General features: G+C 55.7%; 18 protein-coding genes. 8 read left to right on the plus strand and 10 right to left on the minus strand.

Translation table 11 applies throughout. The features are described from left to right. The 4 genes from A3GO_RS24800 to A3GO_RS0120075 form a co-directional block, all read left to right on the plus strand. Nucleotides 1-176, plus strand: a 176-nt coding sequence (locus A3GO_RS24800) for a transposase (protein WP_037376183.1), incomplete at its 5' end; no start/stop codon positions are given. Between the two features lie 137 nt (nucleotides 177-313). Further along, nucleotides 314-1,612: a cation:proton antiporter gene (locus tag A3GO_RS0120065; RefSeq protein ID WP_029134911.1), complete on the plus strand. Its 1,299-nt coding sequence runs from the start codon at nucleotides 314-316 to the stop codon at nucleotides 1,610-1,612. Nucleotides 1,613-1,713: 101 nt separating this feature from the next. Beyond that, nucleotides 1,714-2,175 (plus strand): OsmC family protein, encoded by a 462-nt coding sequence (locus tag A3GO_RS0120070; protein ID WP_029134912.1) that lies wholly within the window; start codon nucleotides 1,714-1,716, stop codon nucleotides 2,173-2,175. Nucleotides 2,176-2,207: 32 nt separating this feature from the next. Next, nucleotides 2,208-2,399 carry a CPXCG motif-containing cysteine-rich protein gene (locus A3GO_RS0120075; protein WP_037376186.1) on the plus strand — a complete coding sequence of 64 codons (192 nt, stop codon included), beginning with the start codon at nucleotides 2,208-2,210 and terminating at the stop codon, nucleotides 2,397-2,399. 113 nt (nucleotides 2,400-2,512) lie between these two features. Here A3GO_RS0120075 and A3GO_RS0120080 read toward each other — a convergent pair whose 3' ends face one another. The 5 genes from A3GO_RS0120080 to A3GO_RS25530 all read right to left on the minus strand — a co-directional run bounded on the left by A3GO_RS0120080 (nucleotide 2,513) and on the right by A3GO_RS25530 (nucleotide 6,075). Next, entirely contained in the window at nucleotides 2,513-3,175 is a 663-nt protein-coding gene (locus A3GO_RS0120080; protein WP_029134914.1) for a thiopurine S-methyltransferase, read from the minus strand. Nucleotides 3,176-3,191: 16 nt separating this feature from the next. Next, nucleotides 3,192-4,118 carry an oxygen-dependent coproporphyrinogen oxidase gene (gene hemF / locus A3GO_RS0120085; RefSeq protein ID WP_029134915.1) on the minus strand — a complete coding sequence of 309 codons (927 nt, stop codon included), beginning with the start codon at nucleotides 4,116-4,118 and terminating at the stop codon, nucleotides 3,192-3,194. A 29-nt stretch (nucleotides 4,119-4,147) separates the two neighbouring features. Then, a complete protein-coding gene (locus A3GO_RS0120090) occupies nucleotides 4,148-4,762 on the minus strand; it encodes an NADPH-dependent FMN reductase (protein ID WP_029134916.1) in 615 nt (204 codons plus the stop codon). Nucleotides 4,763-4,974: 212 nt separating this feature from the next. After that, a complete protein-coding gene (locus A3GO_RS0120095; protein ID WP_029134917.1) occupies nucleotides 4,975-5,343 on the minus strand; it encodes an RNA-binding protein in 369 nt (122 codons plus the stop codon). Nucleotides 5,344-5,502: 159 nt separating this feature from the next. Then, nucleotides 5,503-6,075: a transglutaminase-like cysteine peptidase gene (locus A3GO_RS25530; protein WP_029134918.1), complete on the minus strand. Its 573-nt coding sequence runs from the start codon at nucleotides 6,073-6,075 to the stop codon at nucleotides 5,503-5,505. Between the two features lie 523 nt (nucleotides 6,076-6,598). Between A3GO_RS25530 and A3GO_RS0120105 the strand changes: the two genes are divergently transcribed. The 4 genes from A3GO_RS0120105 (at nucleotide 6,599) to A3GO_RS0120120 (ending at nucleotide 8,713) form a co-directional block, all read left to right on the plus strand. Continuing rightward, the gene (locus A3GO_RS0120105; protein ID WP_029134919.1) at nucleotides 6,599-6,817 is read left to right on the plus strand and encodes an SHOCT domain-containing protein; all 219 of its coding nucleotides are present in this window, start codon (nucleotides 6,599-6,601) and stop codon (nucleotides 6,815-6,817) included. Between the two features lie 36 nt (nucleotides 6,818-6,853). Further along, complete coding sequence (locus tag A3GO_RS0120110; RefSeq protein ID WP_029134920.1) at nucleotides 6,854-7,291, plus strand: GFA family protein; 438 nt, start codon at nucleotides 6,854-6,856, stop codon at nucleotides 7,289-7,291. A gap of 150 nt (nucleotides 7,292-7,441) precedes the next feature. After that, complete coding sequence (locus tag A3GO_RS0120115) at nucleotides 7,442-8,395, plus strand: DnaJ C-terminal domain-containing protein (protein WP_029134921.1); 954 nt, start codon at nucleotides 7,442-7,444, stop codon at nucleotides 8,393-8,395. Then, nucleotides 8,396-8,713, plus strand: a complete 318-nt coding sequence (locus tag A3GO_RS0120120; RefSeq protein WP_029134922.1) for a chaperone modulator CbpM — start codon at nucleotides 8,396-8,398, stop codon at nucleotides 8,711-8,713. It begins immediately after the preceding gene. A gap of 148 nt (nucleotides 8,714-8,861) precedes the next feature. On the opposite strand, the gene A3GO_RS0120125 is transcribed toward A3GO_RS0120120, so the two are convergent. From A3GO_RS0120125 to A3GO_RS24815, 5 genes are all read right to left on the minus strand, one after another. Next, nucleotides 8,862-10,181, minus strand: coding sequence for a TRAP transporter large permease (locus A3GO_RS0120125; protein WP_029134923.1), 1,320 nt, complete (start codon nucleotides 10,179-10,181; stop codon nucleotides 8,862-8,864). Beyond that, a complete protein-coding gene (locus tag A3GO_RS24810; protein WP_051302716.1) occupies nucleotides 10,178-10,690 on the minus strand; it encodes a TRAP transporter small permease in 513 nt (170 codons plus the stop codon). Before A3GO_RS24810 ends, A3GO_RS0120125 begins: the two co-directional genes overlap by 4 nt. Nucleotides 10,691-10,717: 27 nt before the next feature. After that, on the minus strand, nucleotides 10,718-11,746 hold the full coding sequence (locus tag A3GO_RS0120135) for a TRAP transporter substrate-binding protein (protein ID WP_245621806.1): 1,029 nt from the start codon (nucleotides 11,744-11,746) through the stop codon (nucleotides 10,718-10,720). 58 nt (nucleotides 11,747-11,804) lie between these two features. Next, a complete protein-coding gene (locus A3GO_RS0120140) occupies nucleotides 11,805-13,382 on the minus strand; it encodes a benzoate-CoA ligase family protein (protein WP_029134925.1) in 1,578 nt (525 codons plus the stop codon). A gap of 331 nt (nucleotides 13,383-13,713) precedes the next feature. Then, on the minus strand, nucleotides 13,714-14,748 hold the full coding sequence (locus A3GO_RS24815) for a sigma-54 interaction domain-containing protein (RefSeq protein ID WP_084610292.1): 1,035 nt from the start codon (nucleotides 14,746-14,748) through the stop codon (nucleotides 13,714-13,716). Between the last annotated feature and the right edge of the window lie 68 nt (nucleotides 14,749-14,816).

Below are 14,816 nucleotides of genomic sequence, written 5' to 3' on the forward strand. Positions count from 1 at the left end.
GTGCAATCCACATAGCCCGCACCTATCAAGGTCGAAAGAGAAATTATGTGGGACAGCACTTCTGGGCTAGGGGTTACTTTGCCTCGACGGTGGGCAGGGATGAGAAAGTAATCAGGGATTACATCCGACACCAAGAAGCAGAAGATCGCAGGATTGATCAGCTGAACTTGGTGTAGTGGCCCCTTCGAGGGGCTCAAGGAGCCGTCAGGCTCCGTAATACAGGCCGCTTCGAGTGGCTCACAGATAAAGCCCCCGGCTTTGCCGGGGGATACTTACTTTATCCTTCCTCTAAAAGGGTCGCGTAAATATGCTCATGGATAGCCCATCATGGTTTCTGCTTGTAGGCATATTGCTACTCGCGATGGGTTTGACCGCACCGGTTATCAAGCGATTACCTGTCACTTCAGCCATAATTTATCTGACTATTGGGATTGTTGCAGGACCGACAGGATTGGAGCTTTTTCACTTCAATCCACTGAAACAGTCGGGGCTGCTCGAGCTGTTGACTGAGATCGCCGTACTAATTTCATTATTTGCGGCTGGAGTTAAAATGCCGGTGCCTATGACGTATGCGCGCTGGCGAAATCCGATTCGACTTGCATTTTTCTCCATGGCGATAACAGTTGCTCTGGTCACGTTGTTTGGTCACTATCTGCTCGGCCTATCTGTTGGCGCTGCGGTGCTGCTGGGAGCCATTATTGCGCCTACTGACCCGGTTCTAGCCACCGATGTACAGATTCGACATCCCGGCGATCGCGATCGACTTCGCTTTGCATTGACTTGTGAAGCAGGCATGAACGATGGCAGCGCATTTCCGTTTGTTATGCTCGGTTTGGGGCTGTTGGGACTGCATGAGCTGGGTGACTTTGGCCTGCGCTGGATTATGGTCGATGTGCTCTGGGCAACGATAGCGGCTATTGCTGTCGGTGTGGCGTTGGGAAGTGGGCTTGCGCGTCTGATTGCACATTTCCGGCGTCATCAATCGGAAACCGCTCTGTGGGATGACTTTATTGGTCTGGGTCTGATCGGTACGGTGTACGGTTTGAGTATATTGCTGAACGCCTGGGGTTTTCTGGCCGTATTTGCCGCCGCTGTAGCATTGCGGCAAACCGAACTCAAAATTGCCGGTAGTCACGATGAGCCTGATCAAAAACCACGGAACAACAAGCTGGTATCGGTCGATGATGATCAGCCGGTTCAGCATGTCAGCGAAGCCTCTCTGGTATTCAAGGAACACCTGGAGCGACTGTCAGAACTTGTGCTAATTCTGCTTATCGGCGGCACCCTGTTTCTTGATTCCTGGAGTTGGCGCGGCTTGGCTTTTGCCCTGTTTGTATTCGTCATAGCGCGACCGTTGAGCGTGTTGCTGGGATTGCTTGGCACCCGTACCCCCTGGAGAATTCGCGGACTGGTCGGGTGGTTCGGTGTGCGAGGTATCGGTTCACTCTATTACCTGATGTACGCTATCCAGCACGGTCTACCTGAAGAACTGGGGGTGGAGTTAATTCATCTCACTCTCATTGTGGTAACCCTGTCCATTTTTGCACATGGAATCAGTGTAAAGCCGATGATCAGTCGTTATTGGGCGGCCAAGCGCACAGCACCCAAGTGAGGAAGGGTGTCGGTTATTTGCTGGTTTCTGAAGGGCGCACCATATACAGATTGATACGCTACACTATCTGCTGAACTATTCGGTAAAGTTGGAGGCACCTGATGTCCGAGTACAGCGCCCGGGTGATCTGGGAACGCGGCGAGGAAAATTTTCTGGATAACCGATACAGCCGTGGTCATCGCTGGGAGTTTGATGGGGGGCTGTCCATACCCGCTTCGTCATCGCCCCATGTGGTGCCGGTTCCGCTGTCGGTCGAGGCCAACGTGGACCCGGAGGAGGCGTTTGTCGCATCGCTCTCCAGTTGCCATATGCTTTTTTTTCTCTCCCTGGCTGCCCAATACGGCTTTCTGGTTGATTCCTATGATGATTTGGCTGTTGGAGTGATGGGAAAGGATGCGGCCGGCAGGAGCGCGATGCTGCGGGTGGTGTTGCGCCCGGCGATCGTTTTTGGCGGTGCACGGAAACCGACGGCGTCGCAACTGGAGGCGCTGCATCACCAAGCACATGAATGCTGTTTTATTGCCAATTCGGTCAAGACAGATGTGGTGGTGGAGCCGATCTAGCCATTCGCCACTGCAGACCTGGGGGTATTGAGATGGATCTGATTCAGCAACGTACGGTGAATTGTCCCTATTGCGGGGAACCCCTTCTGCTGCTGCTGGACTGTTCTGTCCCCGAACAGGAGTATATCGAGGATTGCCAGGTCTGTTGTCGGCCGATCACCGTCACCCTGAACTGCAGTGATCCTGAGGATCTCTATCTTTCGCTCAGACGAGAAGACGACTGATTATCCAGCATTTGATTTGATAAGGAATCGTAGGAGCGGCTTTAGCCGCGAAGGTGTCGCCAGTAGCGCGCAGGTCACCGCTGCAGACGCTCCTGCGCGCAGTGAGGTTGTTTTCAGCCTGTTGATGGCCGTAGCAGATAAACCCGCTCACTCATTGCTGTTACACCTTTATTTTTAAACCGCGGGCTCTCCTGAAGAATATCCCTGGTCAGGATATTGTTGATCTCATAGCGGCCGGAATAGAAGCTGTGCACTTCATCCACATGAACGGAGAAGGGCGGGCCTTCCATTTCGTGCTGGGGATACTCCATGGTCACCAGCAGGATGGGACGGGGCGTGGGAAAGAGGGTCTGTAACTTTTTCGCGTAGGCCGGTCGCATGGCCGGGGGCATGGCGATCAGGGAGGCGCGATCATAGACCGCGTCGCAGTGTGCGACATCCTGGACATTCAAGGAAAAGAAATCGCCACAAAGAATTTCCAGTTCATCGCAGGACCAGTGCTCGATACCGTTTACTGAAGTGATTTCAGGATGGAGGCCGTTCTCCTGGAAAAAGTCGGTCACGGCAATCTGGCTGATCTCTATGCCCAGTACCTTGTAACCCTGCTCCAGCAGCCAGAGCATGTCCCGGCTCTTTCCGCACAGCGGCACAAAGACGGTAGAGCCGGCGGGTAACTGCAGTCGCGACCAGTACAGTTGCAGGTAGCTGTTGATCTCCTGCTGATGAAAACCTATCTGGTTGTTCTCCCAGCGTTCATGCCAAAACTGTTTGTCCATACATTCACCCTGTTGTTTATTCCGTCAGCCAGCTCCTGGGTTTCAGGTACCGCTCATAGAGCAACGCCTCTTCCGAGCCCGCCTCCGGGTGCCAATCATAGCGCCATTTGACCAGCGGTGGCATGGACATCAGTATGGATTCGGTCCTGCCGCCGCTCTGCAGGCCGAACAGGGTACCCCGGTCGAATACCAGGTTGAACTCCACATAACGGCCGCGACGATAGAGCTGGAAATCCCGCTGTCGTTCGGTATAGGGCTGGTCTTTGCGCCTTTCAATAATGGGCAGATAGGCCGGCAGGTAGTGGTCGCCCACACTCTGCATGAAACGGAAGCAGGTGTTGAACCCCCACTCGTTCAGGTCATCAAAAAACAGTCCGCCGATACCGCGAGGTTCATTTCGGTGGCGCAGATAGAAGTAATCATCACACCACTGCTTGAAACGGTCATAAGTGTCCTCGCCATATCCCTTACAGGCGTCAAATGCGGCGCGGTGCCAGTGTCGGCAATCCTCATCGTTGCCGTAATAAGGTGTCAGGTCGAAGCCACCGCCGAACCACCAGATCGGCGGTTCATCTTCCCGCTCCGCGATAAAAAAGCGCACATTGGCATGGGAAGTGGGCACGTAGGGATTCCATGGATGAATCACCAGTGACAGCCCCATCGCCTCGAATGCACGCCCGGCCAGCTCAGGACGATGTGCGGTGGCCGAGGGCGGCAGGCTTTCGCCCACCACATGAGAGAAGTTGACACCGCCCTGTTCGATCACACCGCCGTTATTGATTACCCGGGTGATGCCGCCTCCGCCCAGTCCATGCCGGGGGTCCCGGGTCCACTCATCAGTCTTGAACTTGGCCCGTCCATCGCTCTTTTCCAGGGCGCTGCAAATCTGTTGCTGAAGTTGTTGCAGATAGTTGCTGACGGCAGATTTGTCGGGACTGCTCATATTGTTAGTTCCCCTGGGAATCGTCTGGGCTACATGCCGTTGCTGAATTTTTTATGCTGGGTGATGCCGCTGGCGCGAATCGGTTTCAACGCCAGGGCGTAGTGGTCCAGCAGTGTCAGAGCCCACGCAATGCGTTCCCGAAAATAGGCGTCTGCATCGGTATTGTTGTCGGCCGGATCCTCGTTCAGTATCCCCTCCACGTGACGCACGATGATCTGCTCGGGTATATAGCAGATGCGGTTGTTCTTATAGCTGCTCATGCGCAGCTCGGCCACCGGATAGGCCCCGCCATCACCCGATGATACGGTAACGATCAGGGCCGGCTTGTGTCCCACCTCGTTTTTGCTACAGAGCAGGAACAGGTTTTTCAGGCCGGCGGGAACCTGGCCGTGCCATTCGGGTGAGACCACGACAAAGGCATCACTGCTGCCAAACAGGCTGCGCATCGGTTGCAGGATCTCTTCCCACTCCGGGTCATCCTCCCAGATACGCTGGTCCCAAAGCGGAAGTGGATTGCCGGCGAGGCTGAAGATTTCCGCGGCATCGCAATAGTCCGAATCCTGCAGAACCTGGCGAATATGCCTGGCCACCTTCATGCTCTGGGAGGGATTGCGATGGCTGCCGCTGATTATGGTTATTTTCATCTCTCTTCCTGGGGTTTAAAAACGCCCACGTTTTGTGGGCTGTTAATAACCAACGATAATGGTAGGATATTGGGATGTCAATCATGAGCCCCTGTCGGGTTACGCCTTCGGCTAACGCGACCTACACGACTTTCGCACAGTAAGGTTGGATTAGCGCAGCGTAATCCAACGAGCCAGCTGAACCAGCCTGAGTTGTTCATCCTGAGGTGTGCTCAGGTAATGGATATTTCGAGATGCCGTCGGCGTTTGCAACTGGGCTGACCCTCTGGGAGTGTTTTCGTCCCGCCCGCCATCAGGGTGCGATCTACCCACTTTCGCACGGAGAGCCGGTACCCATTGATGGTTGTTCCATTGAGCCGCTTGATGGTCTTCTCTGCCGTCTTGTCGGGATAAATATCGACCAACCCATGGAACTCAACACCACCGGTATCCATGTCGAGAATACGCACCAGCTTGCATTTGGCGACCGTGCCTCCGCTTCGGAAGGGCATGAACCACTTGGGTTTTACCGCGCCCTGAACGACGGAGAGAAGATCCTGCCGCGTAATCGCAGTGGGGACATGGGGTATTAATATTTTCATCTCATCCTTGTGTGATTGGCAGCTATTGCTGACACAATTATAAGCAACAATGCCGGTTAAGACGGTGAACTAAATGCTTATTTTGTGAATTTTCGCTTCAGAGGAATGAAGCCGGTCCGGGGTTATGGCGCCCCGCCGGTCGAATTTTCAGAGAGGGGATTAATATGCAGCGCTGAGTTTCAGCTCAGAGAGGATCAGCTCGAACTTCTCGAATTTCGGATGGGTTTCAAGCCGCCGGTCGTTCTGATAGACGCGTCCCGCGGCGTCCAGTTGATAGACCGGGCGGTAGCCGGACTCGCTGAGTGTCCTGATCTCATCGAACAGATTATCCAGTACCAGCGCTTCCTTGCCGCTTCCGATAATCAGTACCATGTGGGGTTCACCCGCCGGGGTGTGGACATAACTCAGTCTCAGCTGGTCTGTCGGGATCAATTTTCGTATGGCAGGGTCCAGCATCTTGGCAATGCTGATATCCTCACAATCACCGGTTTTGAGCTCTACGGTTTCAGTGGGGGATTGCCAGTGATCCCGCAGACTGTCCGGCTTGTAAGTCACGAACAGATTCCATTGACGGTTGATTTGCGCCAGCTCGGTCTTACTGAGGTCACTCTGCAGTTTTTTTTGGTGGACCTTCTGCTGTACCGTCTGCGTCTTGATTTTATGGGATGCACAGCCACCCAGCAGGGCGGGCGCGGCCAGGCCGATGAGGAGGAAACGAAGCAGGGTTTTCATCAGTCTGACACCACCAAGGTCGGGCCTCTATTGAAGTGTTTGTGCGATGATTTTGCAGAAACTTACCCAAGGCTATCAAACAAGAAACAAATAATCCATATCTAAATAACCTAGTAACTTACTGTATTATCAAGAATAAAACGATGAAGGTGAACTTCCCGGCAGGAGGGGCGCTGCGTCTGTCGAACTTTCTTCAATCGCCGATGCTGCCCGGTTGCCGCCTTGTCTAGACTCCAGTTAGGCGCCAGGCGCTGGATAAATAGTCGTAGCGGGAATGTGGTCAAATTAACCACTGGTGCGGGGTTTTCAACCCTTATAATAGTGATTAAAGACAACTATCTGCGCATGATATAAAGGGATGGGTTCATACCCGAAAAGGATCGGTACCCTCCAGGTCGGGGACTGAGGCATTGGTGAAATAACATGATGTGTGGTTATTTTCGGCTGATATTTTTTCCTGAATATGGCTGAATTAAATGAGTTGTCGGGAACTTGTTTGACCCTCAACCCTCTGGAGAGGCACGTGGACACTTCTGAATTCGGATTCTGGGCAATGCTGGTTTTCTGGGGCAGCGCCATTGGCGGTATTGCGCTGGGTATCAGTTGGGCCAGGATGAAGGGTCGCAATCCGGTCGGTCGGGAGCAGTTGGAAAAATCCCTCAAGCGCCGCCTCGAGGCAGGAGAAATCACTCAGGAGGAGTACGATCGGAAGATCGCGGCGTTACCAGGGCATGATAGGTAAGTGTAGCTGACCTGTTACCGGGAAAAGGAGTGACAGATGGATCACGGAATAGAATCTCCCTATCGGGGGCAGTGCCTTTGCGGAGCGGTAAAGTACGCGGTAGATGCCATAGGGCCGCGCATGGCCCATTGTCACTGTTCCATGTGTCGCCAGTTCCACGGGGCGGCGTTTGCCACTTTCGGTGAGGCAAGGGCGGCGGATTTCCGCTGGCTGGAAGGTGAGCAACTGCTGAAGAGTTATCGGGCACCCAATGGCACTGTACGGCGGTTCTGTTCCCACTGCGGTTCCAGCATGACCTTTGCGCCGGCCAATGATTCGGGAGAGTTTGTCGAATTTACCCTGGGTACCCTGCTGGATGCGCCGGAACTCAACCCCGATGCACATGTCTTCGTCGGTTCCAAGGCCCGCTGGGACCATATTGCGGACCAGTTGCCCCAGTATGAGGCGGGGCGGGAGAGCAGGAAACTGTGCTGATGGGTGCGTTTACCGCAGTAGTCGGTCAGTAAGATTTTACTCCGTTGAAGCGGATTTCCAGTTGTCGTCCTGCGGTCTGGAATGCTGGAAAATGGATCGCCATGGCCCCATTTAATAAAACAACAACGTTGCCAGTATCAGGTGTAGATCATGCAATACAAAGATTATTACGCGGTCATGGGCGTCAACAAGGACTCAACCCAGGATGAGATCAAGCGCGCCTATCGCCGGCTGGCGAGGAAATACCATCCGGACGTCAGCAAGGAGGAGAATGCCGAGGCGCGTTTTAAAGAGGTGGGTGAGGCCTATGAGGTACTCAAGGACCCGGAGAAACGAGCCGCCTATGATCAATTGGGTGCCAACTGGAAAGCCGGAGAGGATTTTCGTCCACCGCCGGACTGGGATGCCGGTTTCGAATTCAGCGGTGGTGGTTTCACAGAAGGGGATGCCTCGGAGTACAGCGACTTCTTCGAGTCCCTGTTTGGCCAGGGGTTTGGTTCCACATTTCGCTCGACACGTCGCAGCAGTGGATTCCATGCGCCGGGGCAGGATCATCACGCCAAGGTACTGATCGATCTGGAGGACGCCTTCCACGGGGCCACCCGTACCATCACCCTGCATGCCCCCGAACTGGACCCGCGCGGACATGTGGTCACTCGTGAGCGCACACTCAATGTGCGCATTCCAAAAGGCGTGCGTCAAGGGCAACAGATCCGCCTGGCCGGACAGGGTACCGCCGGCATTGGCCAGGGCGCGGCGGGTGATCTTTATCTGGAAATCGAGTTCAAGCCGCATTCCCTCTACCGGGTGGACGGACGTGACCTTTATATCGATTTGCCAGTATCACCCTGGGAGGCGGCGCTGGGAGCCAAGGTGAAACTGCCGACTCCGGCTGGCGTGATCGATCTGACCGTCCCGGCCGGCTCCGGCAGCGGCCGCAAGCTGCGTCTGAAGGGGCGTGGCATACCCGGTGGCAATCCCGGTGATCTGTATGCAATATTGCAGATCGCTCTGCCGCCGGCGGATAATGAAAAAGCGAATGCGCTGTATCGAAAAATGGCACAGGAGCTGGCATTCAATCCACGTGCCGGACTGGGGGTGTAGATGAAACGGGAAGACGACATCGTGGCCGGCCTGTTGCTGGACGAAGAGCATCTGCTTACCTTGGGTGAGTTGAGCCGTGCCTGTTGCGTACATGCGGAATGGATTGTCGAGCTGGTTGAACAGGGCATCATCGAGCCGAACGGCAATGACCTGCGCCACTGGCGCTTCAGCGGCAGTTGCCTGAGCCGGGTAATGCGGGTGCAGCGTCTGCAGCGCGACCTGGGGATCAACCTGGCCGGCGCCGCCCTGGCGCTGGATCTTCTGGATGAGGTTCGCCGCCTGCGTCGACGCTTGTCGATAATCGATCACCACCAGTAAAGTCGGAGTTCTGATTTAGCTTCAGGAGGCTGGTCCCCGGGCCAAGGCGCGGCGAGAACGCCGCGCCCACAAGGACCTTGAAGTCCGAGACACACTGCAGGCGATTCGCCTCGGGCCCAGTCGCGGCGAGGACGCCGATATTGACAGATTAACTGAACAGTCTCGGCAGCAGCAGTGTGATGGAGGGGAACAGGATCAGTATCACCACCCGCACGATATCCGAGATCAGGAAGGGCAGCACCCCCTTGAAGCTCTCAATCATCGGCACATTGACGGCCATCTTATTGATAATAAATACATTCATGCCCACTGGGGGTGTGATCAGACCCACCTCCACCACGATCAGGGCGATGATACCGAACCAGATCTTCAGATCATCCGGACTCATGCCAAAATCCAGCACCATCAGGATCGGCCAGAAGATCGGGATGGTCAGCAGAATCATCGACAAAGAGTCCATGACGCAGCCGAAAATCAGATAGAGCACCAGCATGACAACCAGCACCAGGTAGGGAGAAAGATTGCTTTGGCCAATCATGCTGGCTGCCTCCGCCGGCATCTGGGTCAGCGCCAGAAAGGCGTTGAAGACGTCGGCGCCAAACACGATCAGGAAGATCATGCCGGTGGCGCTGGCTGTTCCCAGCAGACACTCCCGCAGGCCGTCCCAACGCAGGTGGCCGTGAATCAGTGCAAGCAGGCCGGTAGAGACTGCCCCGACAGCCGCGCCTTCGGTTGGCGTGAAGGCGCCGGCATAGATACCGCCGATCACCACCAGGAAGATGGTCGTAACGGCCCAGACATCACCCAGGCTGGAGAACTTTTCCCGCCAGCTGGTTGCCGGTCCGGCGGGACCTGAATCCGGCTTCAGTCGCACATAGACCGAGATGGCGATCAGGTAACCAAATGCCGCGAGAAATCCGGGGATGAAGGCGGCCTGAAACATGGTGGCGATATTGCCTTCGGTGAGGATGGCGTAAATAACCAGTATCACCGAGGGTGGGATCAGAATGCCCAGGGTGCCGCCGGCCGCCAGTGCGCCGGTGGCCAGGCTGCCGGAGTAACCGTGGCGCTTGAGTTCAGGAAGTGCCACCTGGCCGATGGTGGCCGCGGTGGCCAGTGACGAACCGCAGATGGCGCCGAAACCGGCGCAACCGCCGATTGCCGCCATGGCAATGCCACCGCGCCGATGCCCCATCCAGACACTGGCAGTGTGGAAAAGGGCCCGACTGAGGCCGGCCTTACTGGCGAACTGGCCCATCAGCAGAAACAGCGGTACCACCGACAGGTCGTAGGTGCTGAAACGCCAATAGGCGGCGGTCTTGAGATAACTGATCAGCGGTGACCAGCCGGAAAGTGCGACATAGCCGATCATGCCTACCAGCAGCATCGCTACACCAATTGAGATGCGCAAGGCAATCAGTAGTAGCAGTACAGCAAACATCAGGGCTCCAATAGCGATGCCACTCATAACTTTTTATTACTCCATTGACGGCCGCAGGTGTAGAAGCAGACCAGGGTGAGCAGGGCGAGGGAGGCGACAATGGGGATGAATCCCCACCAGCGGGGCAGTCCGAGGATCATGGTCTGTTCCCCATACTGGTACATGTCGTAGCCGCCCAGTGTCACGCGCCAGGTCAGCAGGGCGGCGATCAGGCCATAGATCAGGCTGCAGAAGCTATCCATGCGGTTACGGGTGCTGGCATTGGCTCGCAGCGTGAAGAAATCCACCACCACGTTGCCACTGTGCAGCTGGCAGTAGGGAAGGAAGGCGAAGACCGCGATGGAGCAGCCGATCTCGACCAGCTCGAAATCCCCCGGTACCGGCAGGCTGAAGAGGAAACGGCCAACAATACTGGCCACCGTCATTAGTGCTAGCCCCAGCAATACCAGTCCGCCACCGCTGGCGAACAGGTTGCTGAGGGTGTGCACCGCCCGGCCCAGTAAGGGCCGGGACTTGTTATCAGATTGCTTAGTCATAATCCCGGATAACGGTCATGCCGAATCTTATTGACTGTACTTGGTCACCAGGGCCTTGGCATCCTCATACATCTGCTGGCCATTGAGACCTTGCTCGTCCATGGCCTTGATCCAGTTATCAACCACTGGTTGCGAGGCCTGCTTCCAACGCTCCAGCTCTTCACCCTCAATGGTGTTGAACTGGTTACCGGCTTTTTTTGCGGCTTCCCGGCCAGGGTTGTCTGCCTGGTCCCAGATCGCACCGATCTGCTTGGCCAGTGCCAGTCCGGAGTTGTTGTCAATCACCTGCTTCAGGTCCGCCGGCAGGCTGTCATATTTGGCCTTGTTCATGCCGAAGAGGAATACGGTGGTGTAGATGCCCTGGTCTCCACCGAACTCGGTGTGGTACTTGACCAGCTCATGTACTTTCAGTGGCAGGGTCACTTCGTAAGGCAGCATGGCGCCATCCACAACGCCCTTGGAGAGGGCCTGGGGCACCGCCGGAACGGGCATGCCGACCGGTGTGGCACCCAGGATGTTCAGCGCCTCGTTGATGGTGCGAGTGGGTGCTCTGACCTTGGCGTTCTGCAGGTCGGCCAGAGTCTTGATCGGCTTGTCCCGCATGTGGAACTCACCCGGCGCGTGGGTGTGGATCAGGATAGGATGAACATCTTTATACTCATCCTGCATGTATTTCTGATAGAACTCCCAGGAGGCCTGGCTGGTTGCCTCGGCAGTCCCCGCGACGAAGGGCAGCTCGAACACTTCAGTTAACGGGAAGCGGCCACGGGTATAGCCGGGCACTGTCCAGACAATATCGGCTACACCGTCGCGCACCTGGTCAAACAGCTGTGGCGGCTTGCCACCCAGTTGCATGGCCGGATAGATTTTGATGTCGATGCGCCCATTGGACTCTTTCATTACCTTGTCTGCCCAGGGCTGGATAAATTGCGAATGGGCGGTGGATGGGGGTGGCAGGAAGTGGTGTATCTTCGGTTCTACCTCCGCCGCGACGGCCGACAAGCTGGATAACGTCAGGGCCAGAAACGTTGACTGCAACACTTTTCTCATATGCATCTTTATTGTTCTCCTCTCTATTAGTAGAAAATTCCGGATCTGTTCTCTCAATGAAAAATCAGGATGCCGGGGTTGTCTCTTCAAGTAGTTGTTGTAGTTTGTATTTTTGAATCTTGCCGGTTGCTGTCCTCGGCACTTCATCGATAATGCGTACGTCCTGTGGACATTTGAAATGGGCCAACTGGTTGCGCAGTGCCTCACGCACCTGCTGGGTCATCGCCTGTTCATCCACGCCGGCATGCTGGGGTCGAAGAAACAGCACGATCCGTGACGGACCGTCGTCGCGCGGTGCCTCTACCACCGCCGCTTCGCTGACGCTGGGAACCGACAGGGCGCAGTACTCGATCTCGCTGGGGCTTACCCACTGACCGGATATCTTCAGCATGTGGTCAGCCCGACCCTGATGGTACCACCACCCCTCGGCGTCAAAACTGAAGATATCGCCGGTGCGATACCATACTCCATTGAAGGCCTGGCGGGTCATATCCTGACGGTTCCAGTACCGGTCGCAGATAGAGGGCATGCGCAGCCAGGCGACCCCCGGGGTATCGGGTGTATTGATCGGATCGCCAATCTCGTTGATCAGGCGAACCTCGGCCCAGGGGACCACGCGTCCACTGGCCCCTGGCCGGTGTGCTTCGGGACTGTTGACGATATACAGGACCAGGGTTTCGGTGGTGCCGATTCCCTCGTAGATGGGTTTTCCTGTCAGCTGTTGCCAATTGTTATACAGCGTCTTGGGCAGTTGCTCTCCGGCGGATACGCAGCAGCGGATGGTGCGGAAGGCAGGACTGCCCGCCACGCCGTCGTCCAGCAGTTTTTGGTACAAGGTCGGGACACTGAACAGCAGGTCCGGATGGTGTTTCTCGACCAGTGCTCCGGTCCGCTCCGGGGTTGGCCAGCCGTCAAACAGGATCAGGGTGGCGCCACAGCGCAGACCGGCGAACATTCCGTGGGCCAGCGGGTAGGCAAAAAAGAACTTGGAGGTGCAGAGGATCTTTTCACCCGGTTGAACCTTCAGGTTTTCCCGCAAATGCAGATCGCTGACGATCAGGTCATGCTGCAGATGGACCGCTGCCTTGGGCTTTCCGGTAGTTCCCGATGTATAGATCCAGAAGGCCATGTCATCCGGGGACATGGGGGTTGAATCCAGTTCCTGACTGCTGTTGGCCAACAGTGCCTGGGTTGAGAGTTGACCATCCATCTCGCCATTGCGTACAACCAGTTTGAACGGGTGGTGGATCTGGGGAATAAGTTCAATGGCGGTGTCAACGAAATCCGCCTCTATAAACAGGAGTTGGGCCAGGCTTTCGTTAATGGTGAAGATCAGGTCACGCTGTACGGCCTTGCGATTGTAGGCGATGGCCACCGCGCCAATGCGCATCGTGCCGATATAGGCCGCCACCATATCGGCCGAATCTTCCAGCAGGAACATCACCCGCTCTTCGGGCTGCACCCCATGTGATCGCAGGGCGTTGCCAAACTGGTTTGCCCGCTGGTTCAGTTGCCGGTAGGTGAGGGATTCATGTTCGTCAACAATGGCGAGCTGATCGTCGAGTCCCCGGCTGAGGGCCGGGCTGAGAATCTCGTCGCCTGCGTTCATTGCGCTTTCAATATAGGACTGTTGAAGGGTCATTCCGTCTTCGCCTTTGTTGCTATATTTGCGTGAAATACTGCATGTCACTTGACTGGATGTGTGCAATATAGTGCAGATCCTGGGCCAAGAACCGACTACAGAGCGAAAGATGATAGTAAGGCATTGAAATTTATACGGTTGTAACAGAAGGTAGGGTAGCGGCCGTCGTTTTTGGCTAACTGATAATCTGTTCAGAATATGAACACAATCAGGTCATGCTGAGAGGGGCGTTCAATATTTTCCCTATTTAAAACAGGTTATTAAGAATTGCTTTGCAAATCTGGACAGACTGTTCAATATCTGGACGGTTTTTGGTCAGTGCGGGTTCTGCTCAAGGCTGGTCGACCGGCGAATTGATAATCCGGTAGATCGTGGTACGGGAGACTCCCAGGGCCTTGGACGCCTTGCTGACATTGCCATCACACTGTTTCAGTACCCACTCGATATAGGCCTGTTCCAGATTGGCCAGGGGGACGATCCGATTGAATAGTGCCAGGGAATTACCGGTCGCCTGTGTGTTTTGGGGGGGGCGTGTCAACACCGAATCAATACTGCCCGCACTTATCTCCTCCTCACAATGCACCCGCAGCCGTTCGATGGTGTTTTTCAGTTCGCGCACATTGCCCGGCCAGTCATGCGCCATCAGCTGCTGCATGGCGCGGGGAGTGATGGTCGGTCGGGGGGCATTGCCCAGCGGCTGTTCAAGGAAATGGTCCACCAGCAGTGGGATATCCTCGGCCCGCTGATTGAGTGGCGGAATGTCGATGGTCAGCACGTTGAGCCGGTAGTAGAGGTCCTGGCGGAAACGCCCTTGAGAAATCATTTTCTCCAGATCGCGATGGGTTGCGGCGATGATGCGTGCGTTGGTGCGATGGATTTTGGTGCTGCCCAGCGGGCGATACTCGCCGGTTTCCAGTACCCGCAGCAGTTTGGACTGACAGGAGGCGGTCAGTTCGCCGATCTCATCCAGAAACAGGGTGCCGTCATTGGCCGCATGAAACAGGCCGTCATGGTCGTGGCTTGCCCCGGTAAATGCCCCCTTGCTATGGCCAAACAGCTCACTCTCCAGCAACTGATCCTGCAACAACCCGCAGTTCAACGGGATAAAGCTTTTACCCTCGCGTTCGCTCCAATGGTGCAGCACCTGGGCGATCACCTCTTTGCCGACACCACTCTGGCCGGTAATCAGAACCGGCATCTGCAGTGGCGCCATCTTCTTTGCCATGGCCATTGCACGGCACCAGGGGGCGCTACGACCGATGGCGGAAGGTGGTTTTGTGCTATTAGTTGCGTTGGTAAGCATACAAGCGTAATTCCAAGCCCCGGCAGTGATTTCCGGCTGTTCAGAATAGCAACAGAGAAGCATCTATTGCAAAGGTCCAGTGATATAGGTCACCGCCAAGGTGTTGATTGTAGGGTGGATAAGCCGGTAGG

The sequence above is a fragment of the Sedimenticola selenatireducens DSM 17993 genome (genome assembly GCF_000428045.1).
Taxonomy (GTDB): Bacteria; Pseudomonadota; Gammaproteobacteria; order Chromatiales; family Chromatiaceae; genus Sedimenticola; species Sedimenticola selenatireducens.